This is a genomic window from Cephaloticoccus capnophilus (genome assembly GCF_001580045.1).
Lineage (GTDB): Bacteria > Verrucomicrobiota > Verrucomicrobiia > Opitutales > Opitutaceae > Cephaloticoccus > Cephaloticoccus capnophilus.
Genome location: NZ_LSZP01000033.1, coordinates 1 through 15,188 on the forward strand (window position 1 = coordinate 1; position 15,188 = coordinate 15,188).

Below are 15,188 nucleotides of genomic sequence, written 5' to 3' on the forward strand. Positions count from 1 at the left end.
GCGGGTTATCACTCTAATTTCGCCGCCCTGTCGCAACGCGACAAGGGAAGGGACTTCAAATTTGGGAATTGGTTTCGTCGCGAAGCGACGAGGCCAATTCCCAAATTGAACGGGTGCAGGCACAGCCTGCCGCCCCACGCGTAGTGGGAAAAAGGCGTCAGCAGCGCGGCTTCTGACCCGAGTTTTTGTAGACCTGTGCCGCGCGTGCCTGCTAAGGAACTGCACTCGTGCTTCTCGTCATTGATAATTTCGACTCTTTCACCTTCAACCTCGTCCAGTATTTCGGGCAGCTCGGCGAGGCGCTGCGCGTATTTCGCAATAATGCGATTACGCCTGCCGAAGCCCTCGCGCTCGCGCCCGACCGCGTCCTCATCTCACCCGGGCCCTGTTCGCCGAGCGAAGCCGGCGTCTCGCTCGCGATGATCGCTGCCTTCGCCGAGAAACGCACCCCTCTGCTCGGCGTTTGCCTCGGCATGCAATCAATCGGCCAGCACTTCGGCGGGCGCGTCATCCGCGCCGCGCAGCTCATGCACGGCAAAACCTCTCCCATCCAGCACGACGGACGCGATCTCTTCGCCGGGCTCCCGCAAAACTTCGCCGCCACCCGCTACCACTCGCTCGCCGTCGAGCGGGCCACTCTCCCCGACTGCCTCGAAGCCACCGCCCACAGTGCCGACGGCGAACTCATGGGCCTGCGCCACAAAAGCCTCCCCATCTGGGGCGTCCAGTTTCACCCCGAATCAATCGCCACCGAGCACGGCCTCGACCTGTTAAAAAACTTCCTCAGCTTGCACTAAGCTAGTGTACGCGCCGCAGCGGCCTACTCCGACGCGACTGCGCCTGACCAAGCCCGCCGCACCCAACACCGACCCACCCGCCACCATGCGCTGCCCCAAATGCAGCTCCATCGAAGATAAAGTCATCGACTCGCGCATCAGCCGCGAGGGCAACACCATCCGCCGCCGTCGAGAGTGCCTAGAGTGCGGCCACCGCTTCACCACGACCGAAGTGCTCGTCCGCGACGGCCTCATCGTCATCAAGCGCGACGGGCGACGCGAAGAATTCTCCCGCGAGAAACTCACCGCCGCCATCCGCGCCGCCTGCCACAAGCGCCCCATCGATATTGAGCAAATCGACATGATTATCGACGACACCGTCGACATGCTCGAAGCCCGCTTCGACAACGCACTGCCCTCCCGCGCCCTCGGCGAAGGCATCATGCAGCGACTCCGCGCCCTCGACCAAGTCGCCTACGTCCGCTTCGCCAGCGTGTATAAAGAATTCCGCGACGTCTCCGAATTCATGGACGAAATTAGCAGCCTTTCAAAAGTCGCCCCCGCCCCACTCGTGCAGCCATGAAAAACGAGAATCTTGCCCCCACGCCCACGCGCGCCAACGCGCGCACGCAAAAAAAAGAGGCCTGCGACCTAGACCTGCACTTCATCAACGCACTCTTCGCACACCTCACCGGCCACGACCTCTACCTCGCCGCACAAATTAAAGACGCCATCCGCTTCAACCTCGAAGAGCTGGAGGCCAAGTTTAACGATGACGCCGCTGCGCCAGCGCTTGGCGACGGCTCGGCGGAGACAAGTGCGAAAGCCTTGGCGGCTAAGCCCGCCCTCTGCACGCCGTCAGGCGCAGCGCCAAGTCACAAAGGGGCCTGCGCCTCCTTTTACCAAGCGGCGACTCGACTGCTCAAAACCACGCTCGGCCAACACTTCCCGCAGCGCGGGTTTTACCACTGGGACGCCGCGCAGACGCTCGCCTCAGCCACACCGCTCTTCGCCCGCGACGAAATCCTAAACGGCCTAAAAACCCTCGCCCCTTACCGCGACTCCACACTCCTCATCACCAACCTGCGCCCCGCACTCCTCGCCCCGCCTCCACGCCGCCGAGGCTTCCGCGCTCGTCGCCGCCCCAGCCCGAAGCGACTCCGCGACTACGAAGAACTCATCGACTTCATCCGCCACCTCTCCGCCGCGCACACCGCGCCCGACAAGCGACTCCAAATCCTCTTCCTCTAAAAAAGCCCAAAGGCGGCCTCTCCCCTCTTTTATTACAAAACCGCGCAAAACCCAAAGCGCCGCGCCCCTTTCCCTCGTCCACCCATGACCCTATTTGAAAAAATTATCGCGCGCGAAATCCCCGCCACAATCGCGCACGAAGATGAGCACTGCATCGCCATTCACGATATCGACCCACAAGCCCCGGTTCACCTCCTCGTCATCCCCAAACGAGTGATAACCCGCGTGGGCGAAGCGCAACAAACCGATGCCAACTTACTCGGTCACCTGCTCCTCACCGCAGGACAACTCGCGCGTGCGCTCGGCCTCGCCGAAGGCTTCCGCATCGTCATCAATAATGGCCCACACGGCGGCGAAGCCGTCCCGCATCTACACGTCCACCTCCTCGGAGGTCGCCCCCTCACCTGGCCTCCAGGCTGAGGCGCGCTTCGCCCATAATCACTGCTTTCCTTTAAAAACACAGCCTCAACCCCTACCCCAGAAAATTATGCCCCAAACCCACGTCCAAATTTTAGCACGTCGCAAAGGTACTAACCGTTCATTTGAAAAACCACCAAACACAAAACGCTAAAAAATAGCGTTTCCCCTCTAGTCATCTAATTATATTAACAAAATGAAACTGAAATTTATTATTTCCGCTTTTTTGGGCCTTGCTAGTTTTATAACTGCACAAGCGCAAAACGTGCATATCCCAGACCCAAACTTTAAGGCCTATTTAATTAAAAACCGTGAGATTAACACCAACGGCGACAGCGAAATTTCGGTAGCCGAAGCTCGAGCCTTTACTGGAGCCATTTGGGCTGGCGACAAAAACATTTCCGATCTTACCGGAATTGAAGCCTTTGTGAATCTAAAGAGCTTGTATTGTTATAATAATAAACTAAGCAGTTTAGATTTAAGCCAAAACACGGCTTTAGAATTTTTGACCTGTCATGATAATCCACTAAACAGTTTGGACGTGAGCAACAATAGGGCTTTAACAGGATTGAATTGCTCGGAAAGTCAACTCAGGAGCTTGGATGTGAGCAACAATGAGAAGTTAGAATTCTTAACTTGCCATAATAACCAACTCAGCAGCTTGGATTTAAGCAAAAATACATCTTTAAGGTATTTGGATTGTCATAATAACTCACTAAGCAGTTTGGATGTGAGCAGTAATTTATTTTTAACAGAGTTATTTTGCTCTGGGAATCAACTCAGTAGTTTAGATGTGAGCAATAATGAGAAGTTAAAACTCTTGTCTTGCTATAAAAACTCAATAAGCAGTCTGGATCTAAGCCAAAATAAGGTTTTAGAAGAATTGTATTGCTATAATAATCAACTCAGCAGCCTGAGCGTAAGCAACAGCACGGCCTTAAGAACCTTACACTGTTATATTAATAAACTCAGCAGCTTGGATCTAAGCCAAAATACGGCTTTAGCGACTTTGTATTGTCATATCAACCAGCTAAGCAGTTTGGACTTAGGCAACAATACAGCTTTGATAAGGCTGAGATGCGAAAATAATCAGCTAAGCTCTTTAAATCTTAGAAACGGAAATAATAGAAATATCGCCTCTTATGACATTAAGATAACCGATAATCCCAATCTCCGCTCTATCCAGGTGGACGATGTAGCGTATAGTAACGCAAATTGGTCAGCTAGAAAAGACGCTACGGCTGAGTTTAGTAAAAATTGAGTTTTATTGGGCGGGCCGGTGCGAGGCGCACCGCCGTTTGCTGGCGGCCCGTCTGATACGCTTTTTTCCCACTGCGCGTGGGGCGGCAGCGTGTCGCTGCACCCATTTACCGACCGCTTGGTTGCCGTGCATTCGCACAGCAGCCAAGCAGCTCTGTGAAAAGGAACCCAAACTTTGGGACGTGGATTTATCCGTGATTTTCCTCACCTCGCCCAAACGGGTTATCACTCTACTTTCCCCTCCCCTGTCGCAACGCGACAGGGGGAATGCTTTCAAATTTGGGATTTCGCTTTCGCGCGATAGCGCGATGCGAAATCCCAAATTAAATGGAAGCGGTCACTGACCGCCGCCCCACGCGCAGTGGCGGTCAGTGACCGCTTCCATTTTGCGGGCCGCTCGTTGGCGGCCCGTCAGACGCGGCGCGGCGGGGCTGCGGCTCGCGTTTGAGACGGAAACAGACCCTAGAGAGAGGCGGGGCTAGCGAGGAACTGCATAAACTCCGTTTCGCCGATGACCGGCACACTGAGTTTTTGGGCTTTTTCGAGTTTTGAGCCGCCGCCTTCGCCCGCCAGCAGGTAGCTGGTTTTCTTGCTCACGCTGCTGCTCACGGTGCCTCCGGCGGCCTCGATTTTTGCGGTTGCTTCGCCCCGACTCATCGAGGGCAGCGTGCCTGTCAGCACAAAGGTCTTTCCCGAAAAAACGCCCACGCCGGAAGTCGCTTTTGTGGGTGGAGTCGGGGCCACGCCCAGCTCGCCCAGCGCAGAGAGCAGCGCCCGGGCTTCCGCCCGAGCAAAGTGGCCGACAATCGCCCGCGCCATCGTCTCGCCGATGCCGTCGATGAGGCTCTCTTTTTTGGGCCCGAGAAAGTCCTCGAGTGTGGCGGCAGCCAATGCCTCCAAGCTCCCGAAATGGCGAGCAAGGTCCTTCGCGACTGCCGCGCCGACATGCATGATGCCCAGCCCGTGGATCACTCGCCAAAGCTCCGCGCGCTTGCTCGTCTCGATCGCGGCGAGCAGCGCATCGGTGGATTTTTCGACTTTTTTGCCGAGCGTCAGCAAGTCTTCGCGGCGCAGCCGATAGATATCGGCAATGTCGCGCACCCAGCCTTTGGCGACGAGCGTCGCGACCATCGCCTCGCCGAGCCCGTCGATATCCACGCACGCTTTCGAGGCGTAGTGCTCGACACGCGCACGGACCTGCGCCGGGCAATCGTAGTTGGGGCAGCGCAGCGCGACTTCGCCCTCGATGCGCACGAGCGGCGTGCCGCACTCGGGGCACGAGGTCGGTGGCTCGTACACCCCCGACATGCGCCGAGCCAAGTTCACCCCAACGACGATCGGGATGATCTCACCGGCCTTTTCCACAAAAACCCAATCGCCGATCCGGATATCCTTCCGCGCGATTTCCTCGAAGTTGTGCAGCGTCGCCCGCGAGACGGTCGTCCCCGCGAGATGCACGGGGCGCAGCTCGGCGACCGGCGTCACGACGCCCGTGCGGCCCACTTGGCAAGTGATGTCGGTCAGCAGCGTCTCGGCGCGCTCGGCGGCAAATTTGTAGGCGATCGCCCAGCGCGGCGCCTTGGCGGTCGCGCCCACTTCGCGTTGGAGTGCCAGCGAATCAAGCTTCACGACCGCCCCGTCGGTCGCATAGGCAAAGGTCGCGCGAATCGCGTCGAGTTCGCCAATCGCTCGCCACACCTCGTCGGCCCCACGGGCCCGCCAAAACTTCTCCACTCCCGGCAAACCCCAGGCGCGCAAGCGCTCCTGCACCGCGTGCTGTGTCGCAGGGAGCGCGCTCGCGGGCTCGCAGTGCCCGACCGCGTAAAGTGCGATCTCGAGCCGGCGGCGGGCCACCTCGCGCGCGTCCTTTTGCTTAATCGTGCCCGCGCAGAGATTGCGCGGGTTGGCATAGAGCGAGTCGCCCGCAGCGGCACGCTCGGCGTTGATGCGCTCAAACTCCGCGTGCGTCATAAAAATCTCGCCGCGCACTTCGATGAGTTCGGGGAGCGGGGCCTTGCCCAACTCCGCGAGCAGGGCGTCCCCCCGCGCCAGCTCGCGCGGGAGCGTGGTAATCGTGAGCGCGTTTTCCGTAATGTCGTCGCCCTCCACTCCGTTACCACGCGTCACCGCGCGCACGAGCCGCCCGCGCTCGTAAGTCAGGCTTACGGCAACACCGTCGATTTTTGGCTCCACGACGTAGTCGAGCAGAGGCCCGGCGGACTCGGTTTTGTTTTCGCCCGCCGGGGCCATGCTGCCGCCGCCGATCTCGCCTCCAACTAGCTTGGTAAGCCGCGCATCGAACTCGCGCAACTCATCCGGCGAATACGTGTTATCCAAACTCTGCATCGGTTGGCGGTGCCGGTGGGTTGCAAACCCACTCGTGCGGTCGTCTCCCACCCGCTGCGTCGGCGAATCGGCCTGCGCGAAAAGCGGAAACTGCGTCTCTAGGTCGGCCAGTTCGCGCTTCAGTGTGTCGTAATCCGCATCGCTGATTTCAGGCTGGGCCGCACGGTAGTAAAGCGCGTCGTGCCGCGCGAGCTCGGCACGCAGCGTTGCGATTCTTTCGGGAGCGGAGGCTTCGGACGGCGCAGTCATTACGCGCGATTGGGACGAAGTGCCCCCAAGTTTTCAACCTGCGCGTTCACTCAGCGAATACGGATTACGACGAAATTTCAGCAAACGAGCCGCCCTGCTAGAAAGAGTAGAAAGAAAGCGATTAGGGTCTGTTCCCGTTTCAAACGTGGTCGCGACGGAGCCAGATTTTGCGTGCAGCAAGGCGCGAGAAGCGAAGTTTGCTCATGCAAATGAGCGACGAGTAACGCAGCTGCGCGAAAAATCTGGCCCGTCCCTTCGGGCTGCGCCGTAAGCAGCAGCGCGGCTCGCATTTGAAACGCGAACAGCCCCTAACTCCTTGCGGTTGGTTGTACGCACAGCACTCTCCGCAGCCGATGAGTCCCCACCCCAGTCCCGCGAAAAAAACAGGCGCTAGGAAAATGAGTGATACCAGCGCAGCGCGTTTGGCGGAGCTGAACGCCGGCGCACCGACCTCAAACTTGGTCGAACAACTCTCTATCGACCTTGCCGTGCTAATGGAGACGGCCCTGCCCGAGATCGGGGCCGACGCGATCGCGCAAATGCGCGCCGCCTCGCAGCTCGGGGTCACCCAGCGCATGGCCTTGGCGGGTAAGTTACTCGCCGCGCACTTTGGCGAGGCAGGGCTGGGGAAGGCACTCACACACCGCTCCGACACCGTTCGCGGCTGGGCCTGCTACGCAGTCGCGGCACTGCCCGACCTCACGCTCGAAAAACGCGTGGCACTCATCCGGCCACTCGCCGATGACCCACACTACGCGGTGCGCGAGTGGCCGTGGCTGGCCCTGCGCCCCCATCTCGCCAGCGAACTCGAAAAAGCGATCGGGCTGCTCGAACCGTGGACGCACGAAAGGTCCGAATTCCTGCGCCGTTTCGCGAGCGAAGCCCTGCGCCCGCGCGGCGTCTGGTGTGCACACATTACCGCGCTAAAGAAAACTCCCGCGCTCGGGCTTCCGCTACTCGAACCGCTGCGCGCCGATCCATCACGTTACGTGCAAGACTCGGTCGCCAACTGGCTAAACGATGCCTCAAAAGACTCACCCGAGTGGGTGCGCGAAGTGACCTCGCGCTGGCTCGCCGAAAGCCCCTGCGCCGCCACCCAACGCATCGTCACCCGCGCCTTACGCTCGCTTCGCAAAGCCCAGCTTTAACAAGTGATAGAGATGCAGACAGCAAATCACTGCATTAGGAATCACGATAGGCCAAAGCGTCGCTCCGGGATTAAAGAGCCCGTAAACGACAAACGAAATACACCCGATACAATTAACGACGCGGATAACCCTAACGCCTTTAAAAACAAAACTTAGGGCGACAAACAGCGAGGCCAAATAGCCCACTAGCTCCGGCCAATTCTGCGTAGTAAAAAGATTTGATATGCTCACAGAAAAGCAGCTTAACACGCGCGCTGCTACGCAGCTCAAGCCCACGGCCCCTGCCCCCCACTATCCGGCCACAAGTATCACAGCACCTGCGCCCCAATATTTTCCATCTTATGTCCGCTAAAAAGAACACCCGCCCCGCTCGCGCGAAGACTGCCGCCGCCCGAGCCCACTTCCCCAAAATCGATAAAATCACCTACGAAGGCCCCGAGTCGGATAATCCGCTCGCCTTTCGCCACTACGACCCGACCGAGGAATTCGACGGCAAGCCGCTCAGCGAGCACCTGCGCTTTTCTGTCGCCTACTGGCACAGCTTTTGTGGGACGGGGGCTGATCCCTTTGGCCGAGGCACCATCGTGCGCAAGTGGGACGAGGGCAAAGACGAGGTCTCCATCGCCAAAAACCGGATGGATGCCGCTTTCGAGTTTTTCCAAAAAATCCAATCGCCCTTCTGGGCTTTCCACGACCGCGACATCGCGCCCGAAGGCCGCACACTGGCGCAAAGCCATAAGAACCTCGATGCGCTCGTCGCCCACGCCAAGAAGCTCCAAAAGGCCACCGGCGTAAAACTGCTCTGGGGCACGGCCAACCTCTTCGGCAACCCGCGCTACATGTCGGGCGCAGCCACCAACCCCGATGCGCACGTCTTCGCCTACGCCGCCGCGCAAGTGAAGAAAGCGATGGAAGTCACCCAAGAACTCGGTGGCGAAAACTACGTCTTCTGGGGCGGCCGCGAGGGCTACGAGACGCTGCTGAACACCGACCTTAAGCGCGAGCAAGAGCACCTCGCCCGCTTCCTGCACATGGCGGTCGATCACGCGAAGGCGATTGGCTTCAAAGGCCAGTTCCTCATTGAGCCCAAGCCCAAGGAGCCGACCAAACACCAGTACGACTTCGACGTCGCCTCCGGCATCGCCTTCTTGCGCACCTTTGGCCTCGAAAAGCACTTTAAGTTCAACATCGAGACAAACCACGCGACGCTCGCCGGTCACACCTTCTCCCACGAGATCGAGGTCGCCGCCGCCCAAGGCATGCTCGGCTCCATCGACGCCAACGCGGGCGACACGCTCCTGGGCTGGGACACCGACCAGTTCAACACCGACATCCGCGAACTCACGCTGGCGATGGTCTCCATCCTGCGCGCCGGTGGGCTCGGCTCGGGCGGACTCAACTTCGACGCCAAACTGCGCCGCCAATCGATCGACCTCGAAGACCTCTTCCACGCCCACATCGGCGGTATGGACGCCTACGCGCTCGCCTTCAAAATCGCGCGCGACATCCTCGCCGACGGCCAGCTCGACGGCTTTGTGGCCGACCGCTACGCCTCCTTCGACGAGGGCTACGGCAAGGAGATCGAAACCGGTAAGGCGACCTTCAAGAGCCTCGAAAAACTCGTCTTGACCAAGCTCGGCGAACCCAAGCCGCGCTCGGGTAAGCAGGAGCTTTTGGAAAACCTCATCACCTCCTACATACACGGATAAGGGCCGTGCCGCTCCGGACATGATGGCGCTGACGCGCTAGCCCGTGCCGGATTCACGAAAAGCCGCTTCAAAAGGTGTGCGTTCTTCGGGCGCACACCTTTTTAGGTTTTAAACGAAACTCATGAATCGCTGTGTCCCCGTATTCCTTTTGGCGCTCATTGCCCTGCTCCCACTCGGACTCAGCGGCTGCGCGACCAAGCCCACTGCGCAGCGAAGCGCCGAGTTGAATCTTGCGCAGTTTCACCGCGTGTACGTTGAGACGCGGCTCAACGACAACCACGCCATTGATGCAAAAATTGCTAGCGAACTTCGGCGGCGCGGTTTTACGGCGAGCCACGGTCACCTCTCCATGATGCCCGAAGACACCGAAGTCCTCATCCGCTACGACGCCCGCTGGACTTGGGACTTTCGCGCCTACTTGATCGAGCTGCACCTCGCGGCAAGCACCGCCAAAACGCACAAACCCATCGCCACCGGCCAGCTCCGCCAACTCGGGCTGCGTCCTAAGCCGCCCGAAGCCCTCATCACCCGCCTCCTCGACCAGTTTCTCAAGGGAAACGCGACCAGATAAGGGGAAGATAGCTCCACAGGCCCGCGCGCCCTACGCTTGCTTCGCCTTTTTGAAGAGGCTCACGGAGCAAGCTCGAAGAGCAAAAGCGAAGGCTGCTGCGGCTTTTTCCCGCCGAGGCGTTTCAGGCAGTGCCAGCCTTCGGGCGCGAGTTTGAGCCCGCCCGGCGCTTCAAAAATGACGAGCGCAGAACTCAAGGCGGCGGGCTGCGGGGACTCGGCCCGCGTTTGCGGCGCAAGGAGTGTGCGCAGTCGCGCAAAGAGCGGATCCGCGATCGCCTCAATGCGTTCGTAGGGCGGATCAATGAAGACGAGGGCGGGCGCAAGCGCAGTAGCCGCCGCGTCCCAACTCGGCGAAACGACATCGGCCGCGAGGATTTTCGCCGCGGTTTTGACCCTCATTTCGCCCTCGGCATGTTGCCCAAAACTCTTCGCCACCGCTGCGAGGTTTTTTTCGAGACAGGCAAGCGTGCGGCGGTCGCGCTCGACGAAAAGCCCAGCTGCCGCACCGCGACTCAGGGCCTCTAGGCCGTAGGCACCGCTTCCCGCAAAGAGATCGAGAAAGCGTGCGCCCTCGACCCGTGCGCCGATACTCGAAAAGAGCGCCTGGCGGAGTGCGTCGGTCGCTGGGCGCACCGCGTCGCCCCTCGGCACTACGAGGGGAATCCCCCGGGCCTTTCCACCAGTGATTCGCACACCAAACTACAAAAAACTAACCGCCTCTTGGCAAACCGGAAAGGCTATGCACGCTTGGCCCCCTTGATGACCAAGCACCTACACTTCCGAACCGCGCTTTGCACACTGATCGTGTGCACGGGCTTGGGCGCGGTGCACGGAAGCCCTCATAAGCCTGCGCAGCGGAATCCGGAGTTACGTAAAAACACCGAGGAGCGGCCGGGCGAACGCCAGTTTTTCGGCCCGCTCGCCGCAACGGGCGCAGCCCCCACGGGCGGCCACTACAGCACGATTCGGCCGCTTTGGCTGCGACAGGAATCGGACGGCGAGCTTGATGCAGCGGGGCAAAAAATCCCGACCTCAGTTGAGCACAGTTTTTTGTATCCGCTTTTTTCCTACAAGCGCAGCGCAAACGGCACGGTCGATTGGTCCTTATTTAAACTGGTGAATTTTTCGGGCGAGTCGCGCACGCGCGTGGGTGACGACGCCTCCCTCTCCTTCGAGCTCTGGCCGGTCTACGCGTCCAAGCAAACCGGTACCCCCGAGACGAGCTACCGCGCAGTGTTTCCCATCGCTGGCCAAATCAAATCGCGCTTCGGCTACGACTCGCTCCAGTGGGTGCTTTTCCCGCTCTCGTTTCGCAGCGAAAAAGCGGGGCGCGTAACGCACTCCGCGCTCTGGCCAATTTTCAAAAAACGCTCGGGCGAGGGGCACACCGGATTCAGCGTCTGGCCGCTCTACGGAGTCGCCCAAAAGGAGGGGGCCTATCGCAACCGCTATTTTCTTTGGCCGCTGATTTATGACAGCGTGCGTTACGGTGCAGCGACGAGCGCGAGTACCGGCGCAGCCCCCCACCCTGCCCACCACTCACTCGGCGTCCTGCCTTTTTATGCGCGCGAAGTCCGGCCCGGCTCAATTAGCGAGAGCTACCTGTGGCCCTTCTTCGGCTACACACGGCAGGATGCACCGCTCGCCCCGTATCAAGAAACGCGATACCTATGGCCGCTCTTTGTTCAGGGACAGGGCAGCGAACACAGGCTCAACCGCTGGGCTCCGTTTTACTCGCACTCAGTGCGGCGTGGCATCGACAAACGTTGGTTCCTGTGGCCGCTCCTCCGACACGAAACTTGGCGCGAGCAAGACCTCATACGCACGAAGGACCAAGTCCTGTTTTTCCTCTATTCCTCTGAGCGGCAACGCAGCGCGGCGCAGCCTGACTTGCCCGCCGCGCACAAAACGCACCTTTGGCCGCTACTCAGCACTTGGAACAACGGCGCGGGCCGCGCGCAAACTCAGCTCCTAAGCCCGCTCGCGGTTTTCTTCCCCAATAACGAGAAAGTCCAACTGCTCTACAACCCGCTCTTCGCCCTCTACCGCCACGACCAACAAACCCCCGACGAAGTGCGCCACGAAGTCCTCTGGCGCCTTGTGACTTGGCGGCGCAGCGGCAAGACGCGCGAGCTGCGCATCCTCGGCCCCACACTCGGACTGCGCAAAAACGCAGCCGGCGAATGGCGGCCCTTCCTGTTCGATTTTTCACGCAAATCCCGCACGCTCGACGCCACGACCGAAACGCCAGCGGCTCAGCCCCCGCGCGCCGCGAACCCCGAGCCCTCACCACGATGAAGCACCTCAACGCAATCCTCGCCGGCTTCGGCAGCACCGTCCTGCTGCTCCTCAACAGCCTCCGCCAAGTTGGCAGCCTACCCCGCCAGTTCGCCCGCCTCGCCGAGCAGTGCTACCTCATCGGTTACACGACGCTGCCCATCGTCGCCATTTTGAGCTTCTTCATCGGCGGCGTGCTCGCCCTGCAAAGCGGCTACAGCATGTCGAACTTCGGCACTAAGGAATTCATCGGCTCGCTCGTCGGACTCTCAATGACCCGCGAACTCGGCCCCGTAATGGTCGCCGTGCTGCTCGCCGGCCGCGTGGGCTCAGCAATCTCTGCCGAGCTGGCCTCGATGAAGGTCTACCAAGAAGTCGATGCGCTGGTAACGATGAACATCCCGCCCGAGCGCATCCTCGTCCTCCCGCGGCTGGCCGCCGTCCTCGTGATGATGCCCATCCTGACCCTCATCGGCATCCTCGTTGGCTGGTTCGGCGGTGCGCTCGTCTGCCAATACGTCGGCTTCATCTCGCTCTCGCCGGAGAAGTACTTCGAAACCCTGCGCCGCTACACCGACTTTCATGACGTGTGGAGCGGCCTGGTGAAAGCCGAGATCTTCGGCTTCGTCGTCGTGCTCGTCTCGTGCAGCATCGGCCTAAACACGCGCGGCGGCCCGCGCGAAATCGGCGCCTCAGTCACCAAAGCCGTTGTCACCTCGCTCATCCTCATCCTCGTCCTCGACTACTTCGTCACCAAAGCCCTCCTCTAACGATGCCCTCAGTGCCCAATACCAAGCCTGACGCAGCACCAACGAGTGCTTCGCAAACCAAAAGGGACGAGTCCCCAGTCGCTGTGCGCATCGAGGGGCTAAGCAAGTCCTTCGGCGCGCACGAAGTGTTGCGCAACGTCTCCCTCGAAGTCGCCCCCGGCGAAATCTTCGTCCTCATGGGCCCCAGCGGCTCGGGCAAAAGTGTGCTCCTCAAACACATCGTCGGGCTCGAAGCCCCGAGCGCAGGCCGCGTCACCGTCGACGGGCTCGACGCCGCCGATCCTGCCACGCGCCACGCCGTGCACATGGCGCTCGTCTTCCAAGCGGGCGCCCTCTTCAACTCGCTCTCCGTTTACGACAACCTCGCGCTCTACCTGCGCGAACACCGGCTCGGCACCGAAACTCAAATCCGCGAAAAAGTCCGCCACGCCCTGAAAATCCTCTCCCTCGAAAACGCCGAGAGGAAATCCCCCGCCGAACTCTCCGGCGGCATGCGGAAACGCGTCGCAATCGCCCGCGCACTCGTCATGGAGCCCCAACTCATGCTCTACGACGAGCCCACCTCCGAGCTCGACCCGATCATGTCGGCGACGATTAGCGAGATCATCGCCACCCTCAAGACCCAGACCCGCGTCACCACCATCGTCGTCTCTCACGACCGCGACCTCGCGCTCGGTATCGCCGACCGCGTCGGCATTCTCATGCAGGGCGAGCTACTCACCATCGCCACGCCCGCCGAGCTGCGCCGCAGCACCGACCCGCGCATCAGCGACTTTCTTAACCCGCAAATTAACCTAAGCTCCCCTCGCTTTAAACAACTGGAGACCGCCAAAACATCATGAACAGCGTCCAACACACCGCCCGCGTCGGCCTACTCTTCCTACTCGGCCTCGCGCTCATCTGGGTCACCTACGAAGCCCTCGGCAGCAAATCCGCACTCAGCAAAACCGGCTACCCGATCGTCGCTGGCTTCCAAAACCTGAAAGCCCTCAAGCAAGGCGACGACGTCCGCATGGCCGGAGTGCGCATCGGTGCAGTCGAGACCACCCAGCTCGCCGGACACCGCGTCGAAGCCATCCTGCGCATTGATAAGAAAGTCACGATCCCCAGCGACGCCCGCGCCACCATCACCTCCTCCGGCCTGCTTGGCACCAACTACGTCGCCATCACCCTCGGCACTCCGCATGCCGCCCCGCTCGGCCCCGAGTCCGAGATTCGCACTTACGAATCGGCCGACCTCGGCACCGTCATGGCCCAGCTCGGCGACCTCGGTGAAAAACTTGAAGATACCCTCGGCGCAGTCAGCGGAGCCTTTCGCAGCCAAGACGGCCAACCCAGCCTCTTCGAGCGGCTCAACCAACTCCTCAGCGACAACGGCAACAAAATCGACGCCGTAATGAGTAACCTCGAATCCATCACCAACAAAGTAAACCGCGGCGAAGGCACTTTAGGGAAGCTCGTCAACGACCCCGCCGTTTACGACCAACTCCTCGCCACCATCACCGAAATCAAAGACGCCGCCAATGAAGCGCGCGGCTTCGTCACCGGTGCGCAAGAACTCGTCGCCCACGTCAAAACCGGCCAAGGCACGCTCGGCACCCTCCTCTACGACGAAAAGGCCACCGCCGATCTCAAAGCCATGATGGCCAACTTTGCCCAAGTCTCCGAAAAGCTCTCCAAAGGCGAAGGTACCCTCGGCAAACTTATCAACGACGACACGCTTTACACCGACGCCCAAGCGACCCTGCAAAAAGCCGACCGCGCACTCGGCGCGATGGGTGACTCCGGCCCGATCACCGCTGTCGGAGCCGTCGCCAACGCGCTGTTCTAAACGCAAATAGAGAAGTCACCACGCCGCGCGGCCGAAACGCTCCGAGCTCAACTCGGAGCGTTTTTTGTGCACTAAACGCGAAACCGAAGACGCGCCGCGCCAACAAGGGAGAGGACACTGTCCTCGCTCCCTGCGCGAGCAGGGAAGCATTACTTGCACGCTTCATGCTGTCCGCGAGATCAGAGGTCGCAGACCTCCACTACGCGTGGGGCGGCAGGCTGTGCCTGCACCCGTTTACAGAGCCGCTTGGTTGCTGTGCATTCGCACAGCAACCAAGCGGCTCTGTAAATGGACGGCGGGCCGCCAAGGCTTGACGACGGCTCGGCGACTAAAGTCGTCCTGTGCACGCCGTCAGGCCCGCCGCCAAATAAAACAGCCCGCGGCTGCTCCCCACGCGTAGTGGGAAAAAAGCGTATCAACGCGGCTCACGTTTAAAACAGGAACAGGCCCTAGTCCACTGAACCAGAATAGTCGCACCGGATACGGCGACGGGGGTTGGCGTACTTCCACTTCAGGGGCCAGGCCAAGCACCTGAGTGGGCGCTTTGGGCATTCCAAAGTTGAGTTTTGGGAAACAGTATACCC

14 protein-coding genes are annotated in these 15,188 nt (G+C 60.2%); 12 read left to right on the top strand and 2 right to left on the bottom strand.

Going from position 1 to position 15,188, the window contains the following annotated elements; genetic code table 11:
• Positions 1–227 precede the first annotated feature (227 nt).
• The 5 genes from AXK12_RS03970 to AXK12_RS08915 all read left to right on the top strand — a co-directional run bounded on the left by AXK12_RS03970 (position 228) and on the right by AXK12_RS08915 (position 3,705).
• Positions 228–797 (top strand): anthranilate synthase component II, encoded by a 570-nt coding sequence (locus AXK12_RS03970; RefSeq protein ID WP_068711686.1) that lies wholly within the window; start codon positions 228–230, stop codon positions 795–797.
• A gap of 85 nt (positions 798–882) precedes the next feature.
• Positions 883–1,359 (top strand): transcriptional regulator NrdR, encoded by a 477-nt coding sequence (gene nrdR, locus AXK12_RS03975; protein WP_068711722.1) that lies wholly within the window; start codon positions 883–885, stop codon positions 1,357–1,359.
• Positions 1,356–2,027, top strand: a complete 672-nt coding sequence (locus tag AXK12_RS03980) for a hypothetical protein (RefSeq protein ID WP_231863529.1) — start codon at positions 1,356–1,358, stop codon at positions 2,025–2,027. Before nrdR ends, AXK12_RS03980 begins: the two co-directional genes overlap by 4 nt.
• A gap of 84 nt (positions 2,028–2,111) precedes the next feature.
• Positions 2,112–2,447 (top strand): histidine triad nucleotide-binding protein, encoded by a 336-nt coding sequence (locus AXK12_RS03985; protein ID WP_068711688.1) that lies wholly within the window; start codon positions 2,112–2,114, stop codon positions 2,445–2,447.
• A gap of 193 nt (positions 2,448–2,640) precedes the next feature.
• Positions 2,641–3,705: a leucine-rich repeat domain-containing protein gene (locus tag AXK12_RS08915; protein WP_156468841.1), complete on the top strand. Its 1,065-nt coding sequence runs from the start codon at positions 2,641–2,643 to the stop codon at positions 3,703–3,705.
• Between the two features lie 461 nt (positions 3,706–4,166).
• Here the strand turns inward: AXK12_RS08915 and ligA are convergent, their stop codons facing one another.
• Positions 4,167–6,299 (bottom strand): NAD-dependent DNA ligase LigA, encoded by a 2,133-nt coding sequence (ligA, locus tag AXK12_RS03990; RefSeq protein ID WP_068711690.1) that lies wholly within the window; start codon positions 6,297–6,299, stop codon positions 4,167–4,169.
• A 398-nt stretch (positions 6,300–6,697) separates the two neighbouring features.
• On the opposite strand from ligA, the gene AXK12_RS03995 reads away from it, so the two are divergent.
• The 3 genes from AXK12_RS03995 (at position 6,698) to AXK12_RS04005 (ending at position 9,727) form a co-directional block, all read left to right on the top strand.
• A complete protein-coding gene (locus tag AXK12_RS03995; RefSeq protein WP_197456987.1) occupies positions 6,698–7,447 on the top strand; it encodes a DNA alkylation repair protein in 750 nt (249 codons plus the stop codon).
• A gap of 341 nt (positions 7,448–7,788) precedes the next feature.
• Positions 7,789–9,156 (top strand): xylose isomerase, encoded by a 1,368-nt coding sequence (gene xylA / locus AXK12_RS04000; protein WP_068711694.1) that lies wholly within the window; start codon positions 7,789–7,791, stop codon positions 9,154–9,156.
• A 121-nt stretch (positions 9,157–9,277) separates the two neighbouring features.
• Positions 9,278–9,727: a hypothetical protein gene (locus tag AXK12_RS04005; RefSeq protein ID WP_068711696.1), complete on the top strand. Its 450-nt coding sequence runs from the start codon at positions 9,278–9,280 to the stop codon at positions 9,725–9,727.
• Between the two features lie 59 nt (positions 9,728–9,786).
• On the opposite strand, the gene AXK12_RS04010 is transcribed toward AXK12_RS04005, so the two are convergent.
• Complete coding sequence (locus tag AXK12_RS04010; RefSeq protein ID WP_231863530.1) at positions 9,787–10,359, bottom strand: RsmD family RNA methyltransferase; 573 nt, start codon at positions 10,357–10,359, stop codon at positions 9,787–9,789.
• Between the two features lie 126 nt (positions 10,360–10,485).
• On the opposite strand from AXK12_RS04010, the gene AXK12_RS04015 reads away from it, so the two are divergent.
• Genes AXK12_RS04015 through AXK12_RS04030 form a run of 4 tightly spaced genes read left to right on the top strand, consistent with a single transcriptional unit; the run spans position 10,486 to position 14,604 of the window.
• Positions 10,486–12,024 carry a hypothetical protein gene (locus tag AXK12_RS04015; protein WP_197456988.1) on the top strand — a complete coding sequence of 513 codons (1,539 nt, stop codon included), beginning with the start codon at positions 10,486–10,488 and terminating at the stop codon, positions 12,022–12,024.
• Positions 12,021–12,773: an MlaE family ABC transporter permease gene (locus AXK12_RS04020; RefSeq protein WP_082782630.1), complete on the top strand. Its 753-nt coding sequence runs from the start codon at positions 12,021–12,023 to the stop codon at positions 12,771–12,773. Before AXK12_RS04015 ends, AXK12_RS04020 begins: the two co-directional genes overlap by 4 nt.
• 2 nt (positions 12,774–12,775) lie before the next feature.
• Positions 12,776–13,615: an ABC transporter ATP-binding protein gene (locus tag AXK12_RS04025; protein ID WP_082782631.1), complete on the top strand. Its 840-nt coding sequence runs from the start codon at positions 12,776–12,778 to the stop codon at positions 13,613–13,615.
• Positions 13,612–14,604, top strand: coding sequence for an MlaD family protein (locus AXK12_RS04030; RefSeq protein ID WP_068711704.1), 993 nt, complete (start codon positions 13,612–13,614; stop codon positions 14,602–14,604). The genes AXK12_RS04025 and AXK12_RS04030 overlap by 4 nt, the downstream gene beginning before the upstream one ends.
• Positions 14,605–15,188: the final 584 nt, after the last annotated feature.